11 protein-coding genes are annotated in these 16,427 nt (G+C 56.0%); 9 read left to right on the top strand and 2 right to left on the bottom strand.

Translation table 11 applies throughout. From position 1 onward, the window contains the following. The first annotated feature begins 118 nt into the window (after positions 1–118). From phhA to AC0V61_RS02020, 5 genes are all read left to right on the top strand, one after another. A complete protein-coding gene (gene phhA / locus AC0V61_RS02040) occupies positions 119–961 on the top strand; it encodes a phenylalanine 4-monooxygenase (RefSeq protein ID WP_486155601.1) in 843 nt (280 codons plus the stop codon). Then, positions 958–1,878 (top strand): tryptophan 2,3-dioxygenase, encoded by a 921-nt coding sequence (locus AC0V61_RS02035; RefSeq protein ID WP_486155600.1) that lies wholly within the window; start codon positions 958–960, stop codon positions 1,876–1,878. The genes phhA and AC0V61_RS02035 overlap by 4 nt, the downstream gene beginning before the upstream one ends. Next, the gene (gene kynB / locus AC0V61_RS02030) at positions 1,868–2,503 is read left to right on the top strand and encodes an arylformamidase (RefSeq protein ID WP_486155599.1); all 636 of its coding nucleotides are present in this window, start codon (positions 1,868–1,870) and stop codon (positions 2,501–2,503) included. The genes AC0V61_RS02035 and kynB overlap by 11 nt, the downstream gene beginning before the upstream one ends. Next, complete coding sequence (gene kynU / locus AC0V61_RS02025; RefSeq protein WP_486155598.1) at positions 2,500–3,729, top strand: kynureninase; 1,230 nt, start codon at positions 2,500–2,502, stop codon at positions 3,727–3,729. The genes kynB and kynU overlap by 4 nt, the downstream gene beginning before the upstream one ends. A gap of 230 nt (positions 3,730–3,959) precedes the next feature. Continuing rightward, positions 3,960–4,631 (top strand): SDR family oxidoreductase, encoded by a 672-nt coding sequence (locus AC0V61_RS02020; protein ID WP_486155597.1) that lies wholly within the window; start codon positions 3,960–3,962, stop codon positions 4,629–4,631. Positions 4,632–4,905: 274 nt separating this feature from the next. Here AC0V61_RS02020 and AC0V61_RS02015 read toward each other — a convergent pair whose 3' ends face one another. Beyond that, positions 4,906–5,367, bottom strand: coding sequence for an Lrp/AsnC family transcriptional regulator (locus AC0V61_RS02015; protein WP_486155596.1), 462 nt, complete (start codon positions 5,365–5,367; stop codon positions 4,906–4,908). 126 nt (positions 5,368–5,493) lie between these two features. Between AC0V61_RS02015 and ald the strand changes: the two genes are divergently transcribed. Then, positions 5,494–6,612 (top strand): alanine dehydrogenase, encoded by a 1,119-nt coding sequence (ald, locus tag AC0V61_RS02010; RefSeq protein ID WP_486155595.1) that lies wholly within the window; start codon positions 5,494–5,496, stop codon positions 6,610–6,612. A gap of 10 nt (positions 6,613–6,622) precedes the next feature. On the opposite strand, the gene AC0V61_RS02005 is transcribed toward ald, so the two are convergent. Next, entirely contained in the window at positions 6,623–8,392 is a 1,770-nt protein-coding gene (locus AC0V61_RS02005) for a methyl-accepting chemotaxis protein (RefSeq protein WP_486155593.1), read from the bottom strand. A 429-nt stretch (positions 8,393–8,821) separates the two neighbouring features. On the opposite strand from AC0V61_RS02005, the gene AC0V61_RS02000 reads away from it, so the two are divergent. The 3 genes from AC0V61_RS02000 to AC0V61_RS01990 all read left to right on the top strand — a co-directional run bounded on the left by AC0V61_RS02000 (position 8,822) and on the right by AC0V61_RS01990 (position 16,416). After that, positions 8,822–11,101 (top strand): TonB-dependent receptor, encoded by a 2,280-nt coding sequence (locus AC0V61_RS02000; protein WP_486155592.1) that lies wholly within the window; start codon positions 8,822–8,824, stop codon positions 11,099–11,101. Positions 11,102–11,530: 429 nt separating this feature from the next. After that, positions 11,531–14,623, top strand: coding sequence for a CHAT domain-containing protein (locus tag AC0V61_RS01995; protein ID WP_486155591.1), 3,093 nt, complete (start codon positions 11,531–11,533; stop codon positions 14,621–14,623). Beyond that, positions 14,623–16,416, top strand: a complete 1,794-nt coding sequence (locus AC0V61_RS01990) for a ShlB/FhaC/HecB family hemolysin secretion/activation protein (RefSeq protein WP_486155590.1) — start codon at positions 14,623–14,625, stop codon at positions 16,414–16,416. The genes AC0V61_RS01995 and AC0V61_RS01990 overlap by 1 nt, the downstream gene beginning before the upstream one ends. The last annotated feature ends 11 nt before the right edge of the window (positions 16,417–16,427 follow it).

Here is a 16,427-nt window from a genome sequence, read left to right as displayed (position 1 = left end):
CTCTCAGCGTTCGGTGATATGCGTCACATATGTCCGCCACCACGTGTCACCCACGGTTTGCCTTGGCACGCTTAAGGCCCCATATGCGCCACACTCGCCGATGAAGGAGCCAGCAAGAATGGGCGCGACCCATGTGTTTGAAACGCCGCCCGATGGTGTGGGTGATGATTGGAGCATGCCCCAGAATTGGGAGCAATTCTCCGATGCCGATCACCAGCGGTGGAGCGAGTTCGCGGCCAAACAGACCAAGGCGCTGGACGGCCTTGCCTCGGCGACCTTTCTTGAGGGTGTGCGCGCGCTTGAACTGGACACTTTGGGCGTCCCCGAATTCGAGCACTGGAACGAGCGTTTGCGCGATGTGACGGGGTGGGAAGTGGTTGCGGTCCCAGGCGTCATCCCCAATGAACCCTTCTTCAAAATGCTATCCGAGCGGCGCTTTCCCGTCTCCAACTTCCTTCGCCAAGGGCCATCGTTTGAATACAGCGACGAGCCCGATATGTTTCACGATGTCTTTGGCCATATGCCGATGTTTCTCGATCCCACGTTCGGTGAGTTTATGAGCGCATATGGGCGAGCAGGGCTTCGTGCGGAAAGACAAGGCTTTTCCGATTGGCTGGGACGGCTTTACCTGCACACGGTTGAGTTTGGGTTGATCCAGGATGGCGGTGAGCTTCGTGCCTATGGCGCAGGCCTCATGTCGAGCTACGCCGAAACCGTCCATGCGCTTCGCAGCAATAAACCGCGCCGTCTGCATTTTGATCTGCCTCGGTTGATGCGTACGCAGTGGCCCTTTGATGAGTTTCAGCCGACCTATTTCGTCATTGAGAGCTTCGATGCGCTGCTCGAAGAGATGGAGACGACCAGCCTCAAACAGGTTTATGCTGAGGTCGCTGACCTGCCGCTGATCCCAATTGGTGAGGCTTTGCCGGGTGATCGTGAGTATCAAGGGGCACAGGCGTGAGCATAAAGAAGACCATTGTCGACGGGGTGGAGACCTTTGAAGCAGAGATAGACGGCGAGACCATTCAATGGGACCGCGGCCTTTCTTACGCCCGCCATTTGCAGACCGAAAGCCTGCTGAACGCGCAGGTTCCGGTGTCGGATAAGCCTGATGAAATGCTTTTCATCATCATGCATCAAACGATGGAGCTTTGGATCAAGCTTTGCATCCATGAGGGTACCCAAGCGATGGAGGCCCTGCGCGCTGATGAGCTTGGTAAGGCGGAGAAAACGCTGGACCGGATAGCGACGATCCTTCGCCATATGATCCATTCATGGGAGGTGCTCGCAACGCTTTCTCCGCATGATTTCCTGACCTTCCGGGGGTTCCTTCGCAAGGCATCGGGCTTTCAGTCGCACCAATACCGCGCGCTTGAATTTTGCCTTGGGTTAAAGCGCGCAGACCTTGTTCTCGTGCACAATGATGATGCTGAGAAGCGGGCGGAATTGGAAAAAGTGCTCCACGCGCCCTCGCTTTATGATGAGCTGTTGCGGCTGCTAGCGCGGCGCGGGTTTGATATTCCGGCGGACAAATTGGAGCGCAACTTTTCGCAAAAATATGAGCCAAGCGACGCGGTCGAAGACGCTTGGCTGGCGATTTACACCAAGCCTGAGGATCATTGGGACCTGTACACGCTCGCCGAGAAGGTGACTTCGGTGGAGTATTACTTTCAGGAATGGCGCTTCAAACACATGAAAACCGTCAGCCGCGTGATTGGCCACAAAACCGGCACGGGCGGGTCTTCGGGTGTGAACTATCTGGTGAAGGCGTTGGAGCTGCCGTTCTTCCCTGAACTCTGGGCCATGCGCACACGGATGACGGCCCCCAAAGAGGGTGGGAACTACGCCGATGATGAAAGCTGTCCCTATGGCCACTAGGATTTGGGATATCACTCAGAAGCTGGGTGCGCGCACGCCTTTGTGGCCGGGTGAGCCCGATCTGGTGGTTCAACGCAATGTGGATTTGGGCCCCGATTGCCCCGTCAATATCGGACAGGTCACCGCGCCCTTGCACGCTGGCACGCATGCCGATGCGCCGCTGCATTATTCTAACGAGGGCGTGGATAGCGCGGGATCTTCGCTTGATGCTTATATCGGCAAGTGTGTGGTCGTGGATGTGCGTCACGCAGGCGAGCGAGTGGAAGTATCAGATTGCGATTGGCAGGCGATTGGTTCGGCACAGCGCGTCCTCTTTCGCACCTACCAGACCTTCCCACACGCCGCTTGGTACGAGAATTTCAAAGCGATTGCACCTGAGGTTGTGGCACGGCTTCGTGAGGGTGGGGCGCTACTTATCGGCGTCGACACGCCCTCACTCGACCCGCAAACGAGCAAGACCATGGACGCCCACCACGAGGTACTCGCAGGCGATATGCGTATCCTTGAAGGGCTGGTCCTCGATGATGTGCCGCCGGGCGAATATGAGCTTATCGCACTACCGCTCCCTCTCGAGGGTGCAGATGCTAGCCCTGTGCGCGCTATTTTGAGAGAACTCCCGCAATGACCATCACCGCTGAACACATCGCGCAGATGGACGCGGCTGATCCGCTTGCCCACTTTCGCGATCAATTCCACATCCGCGATGGCCTTGTTTACCTCGACGGCAATTCGTTGGGCGTGCTGCCTAAGCGGACCGTTGCCCGGATGCAGCGCGCTGTGACGGAAGAGTGGGCAGAGGGCCTCATCACCAGTTGGCTGGCTGCGGACTGGGTGAATTCGCCCACCCGCATTGGCGATAAAATCGGCAAGCTTCTGGGCGCGCAAGCAGGCGAAGTGATCGCAGGCGAAAGCACCTCGATCAACATCTTCAAGGCGCTGACTGCCGCGCTGTCCTTGCAAAAGGATCGGCGGGTTATCCTAACCGAGACCACCAATTTTCCAACCGACAATTACATGATGCAGGGCCTTGCGCGCTTTGGCGATCTGGAATGCCGCGAAGTCCCACCTAACAACGTTTTGGACGCGCTGGATGAGAGCGTCGCCGTGCTGCTGCTCACACAGGTGCATTACAAGACCGCGCGCGTCCGAAACATGGCTGAGGTCACGCGACGCGCCCATGAAAAAGGCGTGCTGGTTGTGTGGGACCTTAGCCATTCGGCCGGTGCGATTGAAGTCGATCTCACCGCCGCCAAAGCGGATTTTGCGGTCGGTTGCGGGTATAAATTCATGAACGGCGGCCCGGGTGCGCCCGCTTACCTATACGCCGCCAAACGTCATCACGGCGCGGACCCTGTGCTCTCCGGCTGGTTCGGGCACGCGCGGCCCTTTGACTTTGATAGTGAGTTTGAACCTGCTCAAGGCATCGACCGTTTCCAATGTGGCACGCCGCCGGTTCTGGGGATGAGCGCTTTGGAAGAGGGCGTGGACCTGATGCTTGAAGCCGATATGAGCGCTCTACGGCAAAAGAGCATCGCGCTGTCCGAGCTGTTTGTGGACCTGACGGAGGAGCGCTGCGGCGAATATGGCTTTGAATTTGCGTGCCCGAAAAAACCCGATGAACGCGGCAGCCAAGTCGCCTTTGCGCACCCCGAGGCCTACGCCATAATGCAAGCGCTCAAGGCGCGCGAGGTTATCGGCGATTTCCGCGCGCCAAACATCATGCGCTTTGGCATCACGCCGCTTTATCTGCGCTTTGCCGATATTGCTGACGCGGTGGATCGGCTCCGAGCCATCTGTGAAACACGCGAATGGGACCGCGAGGAATATCGTACACGGGCAGCCGTCACTTGAGGCCAATTTCCTACCGGGTATTGCATTGCTATTTGGGCTGGATGAAACAACGCAGACCTGCCGCGATTAATCGCTTTATCCGATTAAAGGGCGGGGAATTGATCGAGTGGACTTTGGCCCCAGGACAGTGTGCCAAGTGTGCCAAACTGCTTTACTCATATAACACACCTAAAGTGGCAATTCGTGGCTCGACAAGCCGATTTGCACTGAAAACAAAGGGAATTTGACCAATGAAGACAGTACTCGTCACCGGAGTTTGCGGGATCGTCGGTTCAGCGGTTGCTCAAGGCCTAACGGCGTCAGGCATGCGAGTGATCGGCGTCGATATGGCGGATAGTCTGCCGTTTGAAGATGAAGGTGTGACCCTGCACGGCGGCGTAGATATCACCAGCGAAGACGAGGTTCAGGCGATCGCCGATGCGCTCAAATCGGAAGGCGTCACGCTCAGCGGTTTGGTCAACATTGCAGGCGGCTTTGTGTGGGAAGAGATGCTCAGCGGACCTGCCGATACATGGAACCGCATGTTCCAAATGAACGTGATGACGACGCTCAATTCGGCCCGCGCCTTCGCGCCGCTTCTTGCGAACCCATCGAGTGTGGTCAACATCGGCGCGGCGGCTGCGGACAAAGCCGGGCTGGGCATGGGTGCCTACACCGCGTCCAAATCGGCGGTGATCAAGCTGAGCGAGGCATTGAACGAAGAACTGCGCGGCAAAGGCGTGCGGGTGAATGTAATCTCACCCACGATTGTCGACACGCCAACCAATCGCAACGAGATGCCTGATGCGGACTTCAGCGATTGGGTGGCCCCTTCGCAGATTGCGGAGCTGGCGGCGTTCCTTCTGTCCGATGCATCAGCGGCGATAAACGGGGAGAATGTGCGGATCCGTGGCGGGGTTTGATCACCCCAGGGTCAGGTTGCATCTATCACGTGGAGCGTGGTTTGAAGCAATTGGCCCTGTTGCAAGAAACGCGAGCGTAGGAAGTGCCGCGCACTTTCAAGCTCAAGAGACGTAGCAAGAGGGCCAATTGGTCAAATCCCGAAGGGACGGCAAAATGACTTCGATCTCGAACAAAGCCACCTTTGGAAAGGCATGTCAGCCTTCCCGGCAGGCAGCTTCGCCCGATATCTTCGTCATTTTGACGCCAGGCCCGCGTGATAGATGCATCCTGACCCTAATCCTGAGGCACGGGATAGCCGCGCCATGGCTTGACCTCGCGGATCGAAAAGCTGCTTTTCATCGTGGCAACACCGGGGAGCTTGGCAAGAGACTTGCGGTGGATGCGGTCAAAATGATCAAGGTCGCGCGCCGCAATGCGCAGCATGTAATCAGCCTCGCCCGACAAGAGGTGACACGAGAGGATTTCCTCAAAGCCAAGCGCCGCCTCCTCAAACCGGTCCATCGCTTCTTGGCCTTGGTTGGCAAGCCTGATCTCGACAAAGGCCTGCATTCGAAGACCCAGCTTTCGCGGAGAAAGGCGCGCGGCATAGCCTTGGATTGTGCCATCCTCCTCAAGGCTCCGCATCTTGCGATGGGCAGCCGAGCTCGACATGCCGACACACTCGGCAAGCTCGGCGATCGAGCGGCTGGAATCGCCTTGAAGCTCGCGAAGAAGGCGGGTTTCGGGCGTTGGCATAAAATCCCTCTTTCATGGGCTATTGTGAAGTATCCTCCCAATAGTGCGAAAGTGATCGGTATGATAGGGCGAATTTCCCGATTGATCGGTGGTATCCTCCACACCTGTTTGAGAGGAGATATCCAAATGCGCGTCGGTTGCCCCAAAGAGATCAAGAACCACGAATACCGTGTCGGCCTCACGCCAGAGAGTGCCCGCGAACTTGCAACCCATGGCCATGAGGTCTGGATTGAAAGCGGTGCAGGCCTTGGCATCGGCGCATCGGACGAAAGCTATATCGAAGCTGGTGCAAAGATCACTGACGGCCCAGACCCCATCTTCGCCGAATGCGAGATGGTGGTGAAGGTAAAGGAACCCCAAGCAGTTGAGCGTGCGAAACTTCGCGAAGGGCAAGTGCTTTATACCTACCTGCATCTGGCCCCCGACCCTGAGCAAACGGCTGACCTTGTGAAGTCTGGCGTAACTGCCATCGCCTATGAGACGGTGACAGGTGCGGAAGGCTCGCTTCCCTTGCTCAAACCGATGAGCCAAGTGGCAGGCCGGATGAGCGTGCAGGCAGGCGCGAGCGCTTTGGAGAAGGCGCATGGTGGGCGCGGAGTGCTGCTTGGCGGTGTACCGGGTGTTCTGCCGGCGAAAGTCACGGTCATTGGTGGCGGTGTTGTGGGCTTCAACGCTGCTCAAATGGCGGCGGGGCTGGGCGCTGATGTGACGATCCTCGACCGCAATCCTGAGGTGCTTGAGAAGCTGGCGATCCACTTTGAATCGCGTGCGAAGACCCGGTTCTCAAACCTTGCGAACTTGCAAGATTGCGTGGGCGAGGCTGACCTTGTGATTGGCGCGGTGCTGATCCCTGGTGCTGCAGCGCCTAAGCTCGTCTCGCGCGATATGCTGAGCTCGATGCAGGCTGGCGCTGTGCTGGTTGATGTGGCGATTGATCAGGGTGGATGCTTCGAAACGTCGAAGGCGACAACGCACGCAGAGCCGACCTACGTGGTCGATGATGTGGTGCATTACTGCGTCGCTAACATGCCGGGTGCGGTCGCGCGCACGAGCACCTATGCGCTCAACAATGTGACCTTGCCGCATGCTCTGCGGATTGCGGATCTCGGCTGGAAAGAGGCGCTTTTGCGTGATGCTCACTTGGCGGAAGGCCTGAATGTGCACGCTGGAGCTGTCACTTACAAAGCGGTAGCGGACGAGTTGGGTTATGCACACAAGCCGGTTATGGAGGCGCTTGCTGCTTGAGCAGAACGCGTCAATCTTTGCGGATCTGGTCGAGGAAATGCGCGACCTTGGCTTTGAGCAGTTCGGACTGGGTGTCCAACTCATCTGATGCGGCCAAGAGTTCGTGCGAGGCAGCACCCACCGCGCTTGCAGCATTGCGCAGCTCTTGTGTGGAGGCAGAGACCTCGCCCGCACCAGACGCGGCCATATCGATGCTTTCTGCAAGGTTCTTACTTGCGTGAGACTGCTGGTCCATGGAGGTCGCAATGGTAACCGCAGCAGCCTCGAGTTCGCCGATCTGTTTGCGAATTGCGCTGAGTTCAGAGGCACTTGCGCGCGAGCGCTGCTGCATCTGGTGAATGCTGCTCGATACGTCTCCCGTTGCCTCGCTGGTCTGACTTGCCAGGTCTTTAACCTCTTGCGCAACAACAGCGAAACCGCGCCCCGCGTTGCCGCCACGCGCCGCTTCGATGGATGCGTTGACCGCCAAAAGGCGGGTGCGGCCCGCGATAGTGTTAATGAGGTTGACGATCTCTCCAATGCTGTCGGCACGGTTGGTGAGGAGCGCGAATGTTGCATCGGTTTGCGTTGCGGTCTCATTGGTGGATCGCGCGAGTTCTGCAGCACTGGCCGCTTGTGCGGTGACGTTGTCGATAGAGATAGCAAACTCATCAGATGCAGCAGCGGCAGCCGTGCTTCCTTGGGCAACTTGCTGCATTGCCTCTGCTATCTGTTCGATCTGATCGAAAGCTTCCGAGGCTTGCTCAGACATCGTCTTGGCAGTGACAGTGAATTTGCGGGCGGCCGCGGTTACTTTGCCTGACACATCACCGATGGTGGTTTCGAATTGGGCAGCGAGCTCGATCAATTCTTGTTTCCTACGTTCGCCCTTCCGGATACGGTCTGCCTCGTTACGGCGGCGTTCTTCGTCCTGGGCGTGCAGCAATTCACGTTCAGCTTTATGTTGGGATTCGATAGCCGCGCGCTTTTCCCCTTCGCTAGCCTCGAGTTCGGCAGCGTCACGAACCGACTTCAACGCAGCGTTAGAGCGGGTGAGATATAGCCTGTAAAGAAGGATAATCAGCAAGCACCAAGAGCCAAGATAACTCAATGCAAGCGGTTTATCCGCCGCGACTAAGCCAACACATGCTCCCCCACATACAAGGACCATAAAAGTGAGCGAAACCAATGGGTAAGCAGAGCCACCAATACCGCCAAGCGCGATCACTCCTGTAATCGTGGCGGTTGCTATGCCATGCCATTGAGAAGGGAGATAAACCATGGCCGTGTAGCCGAAACAGACCCAGCCAAGAGCAAGGAACAGCAGGGTTAAAGTGGTCGGATAGGATGCAAGTCTTGGGGTGCTGTATCGCACTTTGCAGGTTGCGACCCCGGGCAAAAAGAAAAAGCTTAAGGCAACGGCGCAGGCGTTGATCGCGAACGCTACGTGCATCAACCAGGTTTTTTCGCCGATACCCGAAAAGAACGCAACGAACGCCATAAAAGCTGCGCTCGCCCAGCTGTTTTGGACGATATAGGCAACAACGGTCTTGTTCTGATATTCTCTTTGGACATCTTCCCACCTGGGATCGTAAGATCGTATCCCAAATAGCCGCCGAACCGTTGCCGTGTGCGTTGTGGCTGGAGGCTGCGGGGCCGGGCCTTGGGTGTGAGTTTCGGTTTGGCCGCCGGCCTTGCTGCCGGTGGGGCTGATAGCGGTCTGTGCGAGCGGCCCGTCCAAGCAAAGCGCGTCGCTTGGCACTGCGTTCTTGACTTGCGGCCCTTGAGATATCGCATTCATAATCTGTCCACCCGTGACCAAAGGAATAGGGACCAAGGCCTTGAGGCGCTGTTAACTATGGTTTGGGCATTTGCCCTGTTGTGAGTTTCTGAAAGATTGGATGCGAATTGGGAAACTGGGACCAAGATGAGGAGTCGGCTCAAAGCACCTGTTGCCAACACGACACTTTAATCTTGAGTGAGCGTTCTACGCTTATAGGTAAGCGGTGATATTCTCTCATGATTACAAGACGTAAGCCGTACCTGCGGATTTTGGGAGAGGGTCGTTTGACTCCTCTCAAAATTCACCTTAGCGCGTCAAAATTCTAAAAAAGAAATAATACGTTCATTGGGATTGGCAGGTTCGCGAGGCATCGGCTCTTTAGGGTCGGCTGCGCTTGCGTGCTTGGGGAAGGTTTTGTGTCGTAACCAACAGGGGAGTTTGAACGCTGTGGTCAAGAAAAGTATACTTTTAAGCTCAGCAGCAGTCGCTGCAGCTGCGTGCGCCAATCCGGCCTTTGCGCAGAGTTCCGATCAAGAAAGCGCAGATGATGGTGCGCGTAACACGATCATCGTTACCGCTCAGCGACGCGAGCAAGACTTGCAAGACGTACCTGCATCGATTGGCGTTTTGTCCAGCGCCTCTCTTGAAAACGCGCTTTCTGGCGTTGAAGACGTTCTTGGTCTTAACGGCCGTGTGCCGGGCCTTAATGTCGAAAGCTCTAACGGTCGTCAGTCGCCGCGCTTTTACATCCGCGGCCTTGGCAACACAGACTTCGACACCGCCGCATCTCAGCCGGTGTCTGTTGTTTTGGATGATGTTGTTCTTGAAAACGTGATCCTCAAAGGCTTCCCGATTTTCGATGTTGAGCAAGTTGAGGTGCTTCGCGGCCCACAAGGAACCTTGTTTGGTCGTAACACGCCTGCCGGCATCGTCAAATTCGACACCAAAAAGCCATCAGACGTCCTCGAAGGTTCGGTCAATCTCAATTACGGCCGCTTTAACACCGTCAATGCAGAGGCTGCCATTGGCGGTCCGTTGATTGAAGACGTGTTGAACTTCCGCGTGTCTGGCCTTTATCAGCGTCAGGACGATTGGGTGGACAATGCGTTCACTGGCGAAGAGAATTTCTCTGGCGGCTTCTATGATGCAGCTGCCCGTTTGCAGCTTGAGCTCGACACATCCGGTTTCAATGCGCTTGCGATGGTCAGCTATGCCGATTCAAGCGCATCAGCGACATTCTTCCGGGCAAACGTTCTCACCGCTGGCAGCAACCAGCTGAACAACAACTTTGACCGCGATGTTGTTGCCTATGATGGTGGTGGCGGAAATCCTGCCGATCGCGACATTTTCTTGTCTTCGCTTCGCATGAGCCTTGATGTGTCGGATACAATCACTTTGACCTCAATCACCAGCTACAGCGATCTTAATCGCTCGGGGCGCGGTGATATTGATGGCGGTGCGATTGATTTTGCAGGTGCCTTTGGCGGCGTTGCGCCTCCACCTTTCTCTGGTGGGACCAGCGCATTCACCGGCGGCACCTTCTCGTTCCCCGGTAACATCCCATTCCCATCGGATACCGGCGGTCGTTCGGACAGTGATCAGTTCACTCAGGAACTGCGCCTTGCCAGCGACGCATCTGGCATGATCGATTGGCAGGTTGGGTTCTTCTACTTTGAAAATAGCCTGACCGATTCAACATTTCTTGGCGGAGCGCCAACACCGGCCACAACGTGGCAATCGGATGCTGAAAGCTGGGCAGTCTTTGGACAAGTTGACGTTGAGTTGAGCGAAAGCTTCAATGTAACCGGCGGCCTTCGTTACACCGACGATGAAAAGACGTTTGAAGTGCTTCAAGTGCCAAACGCTGGGTTCACACTCAACAACGGCACATTGATGACCAGCATCGATGACGATCAGTTCAGCTGGGATGTGGCCGCAACTTTTGAGGCGTCTGACGAGGTCAACCTCTACGCCAAGGTTGCGCGCGGGTTTAGGGGACCATCGATCCAAGGGCGCAGCATCGCCTTTGGTGTGCCGACATCCCAAGCCCAGTCGGAGACCGTGATCTCTTATGAGACCGGTTTTAAGGTCAGCACCGCTGATGATACAGTTCGCTTCAATGGTTCGCTTTTCTATTACCGGGTGAGCGACATTCAGCTGACGGCTGTGGGCGGCGCTGGAAACTTTATCTCGCTGATTAACGCGGAGAATGCGGACGCAAAGGGTTTCGAACTCGACTTCGACTGGAACCCCAGCGACTACTTCTTCGTACGCGCAGGCCTCGCTTACGTGAACACTGAGATCAAGGACGATGACCTTGCGGTTGCTGTGTGTTTTGCATGTACAGTGACCGATCCGCTGAATGCGAATGGCTTGGCGCTTATTGACGGCAACCCGCTGCCTCAAGCGCCAGAGCTCAACTTCAACATTGAAGCCCAGTTCACTGTGCCGGTTGGTGATAATGAGCTGTATTTCAATGCAGATTGGTTCATTCAAGGCCGAACGAACATCTTCCTTTATGAAAGTCTTGAATTCAACCATTCAGGCAATCATGAGCTGGGTCTTCGGGTCGGCTACATCTTTGGTGACGGTCAGTACGAAGTGGGCGCATTTGCTCGCAACGCGACTGATGAAGAAAACCTCATTGGTGCGATCGACTTCAACAACAACACCGGGTTTGTGAACCAGCCTCGTATTTACGGCGTGAGTTTCCGCGGCAACTTCTAAGCCTCTTAACCGGCTCATATGATGGGGCACCAATGGCGCTGAGATGCGCTGTTGGTGCCCTTTTTCGTTGGGTTTTTGCGAATTCTAGGATTGTTAGCGGAAAAGTGATTTGTATCACTGCACGCCTTCTATCGCTCCTTTAGAATTGTGCCCAATTGAACCAGTCGCTGCGCCGGATTCGTCTGTGAACGCGAAACACGGTATAACCCGATCGTGAAAGAACCCCTCGAGTCTTTGTACATGTCGGGTTCTTACTATTGAGGCGCGCATTGTGCCTCTAAGGTGCGAATATGCAATGTGAGTGCGCTTACCTCCTCTTGGCTGGTTGATCAGCAGAGGGTTTGGGGAGGAAAAGAGCGCGAAAAGGGGGAAGAAGTGGGGCGAATTTCCACAAGGGTTTCGGCTGTCTGCGCAGTGCTGGCTGCTACCATGGCAGGGGCCGTTTTTAGCGGCGCCTCCGCGCAAACGGGCTCGGTATTGACCGCTGATAGTTTCCCAATCGGTGATAGCAACGGCATCTTGTGCCAGGTTCAGGACCGAAGCCTGAGCAATCCTGCAAAACAATCCATGTTCGACCGGCGATGGGCCATCGTGTGCCGCGACAGCCCAAGGCCAATCGCCGAGGTCTATGCGTTTGAAGAATTTGATGCCGAGGCCAAAAACGCTTTGCGCGCGATGCGCCGTTTTGGGGTTGCATGTCCAGTCAGTGCGCGAGGCGGTGCTGGGCCTGTTACAGGCTCATCAAAGAAAATCTGTAAAGTCGAAGGCTCTCAACTTGATTGGAGCGAGGTGACGCTCGAGGCTGACGGGCTTACCTATTACGCGGAAGGGTTTAGCGCTTACGACGATGCGACCTCGCTCGCGCTGCGTTCGATTTTGGATGATGCCATCGCGCAAGGCACAATCGATGTGGCGTCGACCAGCGTCGCAGACCCGCTCTCTTTTGCCAGGGTGCAAGCGGACACGCTTAAGCCAGAGCAGGCTTTGGCCGAAGGATATCGCCGAAATCTGGCAGGTGAATATGCTGAAGCCGCTGCTTACTTTGAAACCCTGCAGAAGCGGCTTCAAGGAGATGGCGATGCCGCGATCAATCCAGGTGAGTTTTTCGTCAACAGGGCTTTGCAAAAGAGCAATTTGGGCGAGTTTGCGGTTGCGAGCAGCCTGTTTGAGCGGGCCCGTGAGTTCGGCAATGATGATCAGATAACCGCGCGGCTTTTGCGCAATTTTGAGGCGATCCATCTTCTCAATCAGGGTTTTGGCGATGCAGCTATTGAGCGGCTCACTCAAACTCTTCCCGCAAGCGCCGTGGGTGTAAGCAGGGACGATAGCGAGATTTCAATCACCGTTCCGATTTCGGAGCGCCTTAACCGTGAGCAGCGCAGCGGATATCTGTTCGGGATTGTTGATGAGCTTAGCCTTACAACGGAAGAGCGCGCTCAGATCGTGGATGCGCAGGCGCTACAAATTCGCGGTACAGCAAAACGCCTCGGCGGCGATCTTGATGGCGCTCGCGAAGATTTGATTACCGCCTATGAGCAAGCCTTGGCCGTTCGCGATGGCCGGGTGACTTCGATCACGCGTTTTCGAAGCCAAATTCTGGGCGATCTTGCCCTGATTGCTGAGCGGCAGGGCAATCCTGCATTTGCAGAAGCCTATCTTCGCAATGGCCTCGCGCTGGTGCGTGCGCAATTTCCGGAAAGGCGTGCTGTGAGTGCATCTGAGGCACGCCTTGCCTCCTTCTTGCTTCGTGAAAGCAGAGAGGATGAAGCGCTTGATTTGTACGGTTCCGTCATTGATCGCGCCTTAGGCAAGCGCAATGCAATCATTGGCTTTGCGAACCAGCTCAACCCTTATTACGGCCTGCTAGCAGACCGGGTCGCAAGTGACCCTTCGGCCGCCAATGACTTCTTTAAGGCCACCCAAGTCCTCATCCGCCCTGGCGTTGCTGAAACGCAGGCCGTGCTTGCGCGGCGGCTTAGCTCAAAGTCGGATGAGGCATCTCGTTTATTCCGGCAATCGACGAACCTTGGCCGCGAGATCGAACGCTCACGCATTCGCTTTGAGGCGCTAAGCGCGCAACCTGAAACCGCCGAGACGAGGGCCCGCGCCAATAAGTTGGCCGCTCAAATTGATAGGCTGGAAAATGCGCAAATCCAGACGCAGGTTCAGCTTAATGCGTATCCAAAATACAAGGTTTTGGCGCAATCCTCGCTAGAACTGGACGAATTTCGCGCGGCTCTAAAACCGGGCGAAGTCTATGCCCGCGTCGCACTGGTCAGCGATGATGTCTATGTGTTCTTCACCGATAGCGAAAACGCAATGGCTTACCGCGCCGATATCTCAGCTGATGAGCTTGAAAGCCAGGTTGATACCATTCGCGAATCGATTGCGGTTTACGAGGCCGGACAGCTCATCACATTCCCGTTCGAGATTTCCATGGCGCGCGACCTTTATGCGACCTTGTTTGGGCCAATCGCTGGTTCGCTTGAAGGGGCAGAACATATCATTTTTGAACCGGATGGGGCGATGCTGCGCCTCCCGATTGACCTCTTGGTGACCGATGATGCGTCAGTGACGCGCTACATGGACCGACTTCAGGGACCGGAGGCGGATGATTATGATTTTACCGATGTGAATTGGCTGGCGCGTGGGCGCACGATCAGCACGGCCGTTTCCGCTGACGCGTTTGTCCAGTCGCGGCGTTCTTTAAATTCCAAGGCCAAGCGTGAATACGTTGGCTTTGGCGAGAATGCCTCGATTGGCGACACTTTCCCTGCAAGCTTTACGAGCGACCCTGCACAATTTCCGCTCGATTGTTTTTGGCCTGCAAATCAATGGAACGATCCCATCAGCTCAACCGAGCTAAACACCGCTGCGGGTCTTATCGGAAGTGATCTTGCCCAAGTGGTCACCAAAGATGGCTTCACCGATGATCACATCAAGTCGCGCGGAGATTTGGATGAGTTTCGTGTCCTGCACTTTGCAACGCACGGATTAGTCACACCGCCAAACCCCAATTGCCCAGCCAAACCAGCGCTTGTGACCTCATTCGGGGGCGCGGGTTCAGATGGTCTGCTCAGCTTTGAAGAGATTTTTGAGCTTAACCTTGATGCCGACCTCATCATCCTTTCGGCCTGTGATACGGCTGGCGCGGCGAGCGTCGAGGCGACATTGGCTGCTGGTATTCAGTCGGGTGGTGGCAGCGAGCTGGAAGGCCTTGTTCGCGCCTTTATCGGTGCAGGCGGCCGTGCGGTCATGGCGAGCCACTGGCCGGTGCCTGACGATTTTGATTCCACCGAGCGATTAATGATCGAAATGTTCCGAAGGGGCGAGAACCAGACCATTGGTGATGCTCTTGGCCAATCGCGCGCGCTTTTGATGGACCAGGCGGCGACGTCTCATCCGTTTTATTGGTCCGCTTTTGCAGTGATTGGCGATGCAACTCGTCCGCTGTTGACGGGTGCTGGTCCAGATCGCTCGCTTGATATTGCGATGGCGGCTCAAGCGGGGAGTGCTGAATAATGGGCGCTCTTGCATCACAGACGCTTAGAATTGCTGGCGTGGCATCCATCTGTTTGGCAGCGCTGGCACCGGTTGCCGCTTTGGCTCAGGGCCAGATTGCTCCGACGAGGGAGGAGATTGATCGGCGCGGGCTGGAAGCGGAGCTGCGCGGAGAGACAAATCCGGTATCTGTGGAGGGCGAGATTGAGCGTGCGCCTTGTCCCTTGGCTGCCGATCGGTTCGCAGACCTTAAATTCACTTTCAGTGCGCCTGAATTTTCGGGCCTTGGGCCAATTGATCCGAGCCTATTGAGCACTGCATATGACGATTACATCGGGCAGGAGATACCTGTTGCCACGATCTGCGATATTCGGGATCGGGCAGCCACAATCCTGCGCGCCAATGGCTATCTTGCCGCAGTTCAAGTGCCTGTGCAGACCATCGGGCAGGGCACCGTCAAATTCGATGTATTGCTCGCTAAGATGAAGGCGGTTCAGGTTCGCGGTGACGCGGGCAACCAATCAGGAGCGCTTCAGCCGATCCTCGATAAATTGGCATCACAAGAAATTTTCAACGCCAATCAGGCGGAGAGGTATCTGCTGCTTGCGCGCGATGTACCCGGATTGGACGTTAGGCTTACCTTGCAGCCCCTGACGGCAGAGCAGGGCGGGGCACCTGGTGATGTCGTAGGTGTTTTCGACGTTGTGAATACGCCGTTGTTGATCGACGCCAATATTCAAAACTTTGGTTCCAAAGCTATTGGGCGTTTTGGCGGTCTTGCCAGAATTCGCCTGAATGGCCTGACCGGACTTGGCGATGAGACAATGATCAGCGCCTACGCAACGCAGGATTTCGATGAGCAAATCGTCGCCTCGGCATTTCATGAGTTCAAAGTGGGTTCTGAGGGTCTGACGTTTGGCCTTTCCGGGACACGGGCATGGTCACAGCCTGACGTTCCGGGCCCCAACGTATTTGATACCGACACGCTCGCGCTTTCCGCTTACGCCCGGTATCCTATAATCCGTTCTCAAAAACAGAACCTCAACCTTACGATAGGCGGTGACTTCATCAACCAGAGTGTTGACTTCACCGACCTTGACTTCAGCCGCGATGAACTTCGTGTGGCCTTTGCCCGCCTTGATATGTCAGGCGCCGACGAGGACAGCATTAATGGCCGGAACGGTTTCACCGTGTTCGAGCCCCAGATTTCCTACCAAGCGACTTTGGAATTGCGTCAGGGCCTCGATATTTTCGGTGCGTCACCTGACTGCGGAGTGGGTTTTGCCGCTTGTCTTGCACCAGGCGTTGTCCCGCCAAGCCGGCTGGACGGTGATGCAAGCGGGTTTGCTGTTCGTGGTGATGCGAGTGTTACTTATAGAGCGGCGCCAGAATTCGGGTTTACCGCAAGGTCTCGCTTTCAGTGGTCGCCCGATGCCTTGCTTGGATATGAGCAATACTCTGGCGGTAACTTCACCGTTGGACGAGGGTATGATCCAGGCGCAATAATTGGCGATGAGGGCGCAGGTTTTCAGCTGGAAGCCTTTTATGGCTCGCTAATTCCCGAGACACCCGATGGGATCGCCCTGCAACCCTTCGCATTCGCCGATTATGCCAAAGTCTCAGTGAACAATGTGGCCGACGATGCCGATAGCATCACCTCGGTTGGCGGTGGCCTTCGCATGGCCATTGGTCGTCAGGCCCTGTTCGACCTGTTCGCAGCTGTCCCGCTCGAGCGGCCCGACCTTGCTGCGAGCAGAGGCGATGTACGAATTCTTGGCACATTAACTGTGCAATTGAAGCCCTGGTTCAATTGAGCCGGTGGAGG

This window comes from Erythrobacter sp. JB1-4, assembly GCF_057365025.1.
Note: the sequence above shows the minus strand (reverse complement) of the source record. Positions and strands in the feature narration are given on the sequence as shown.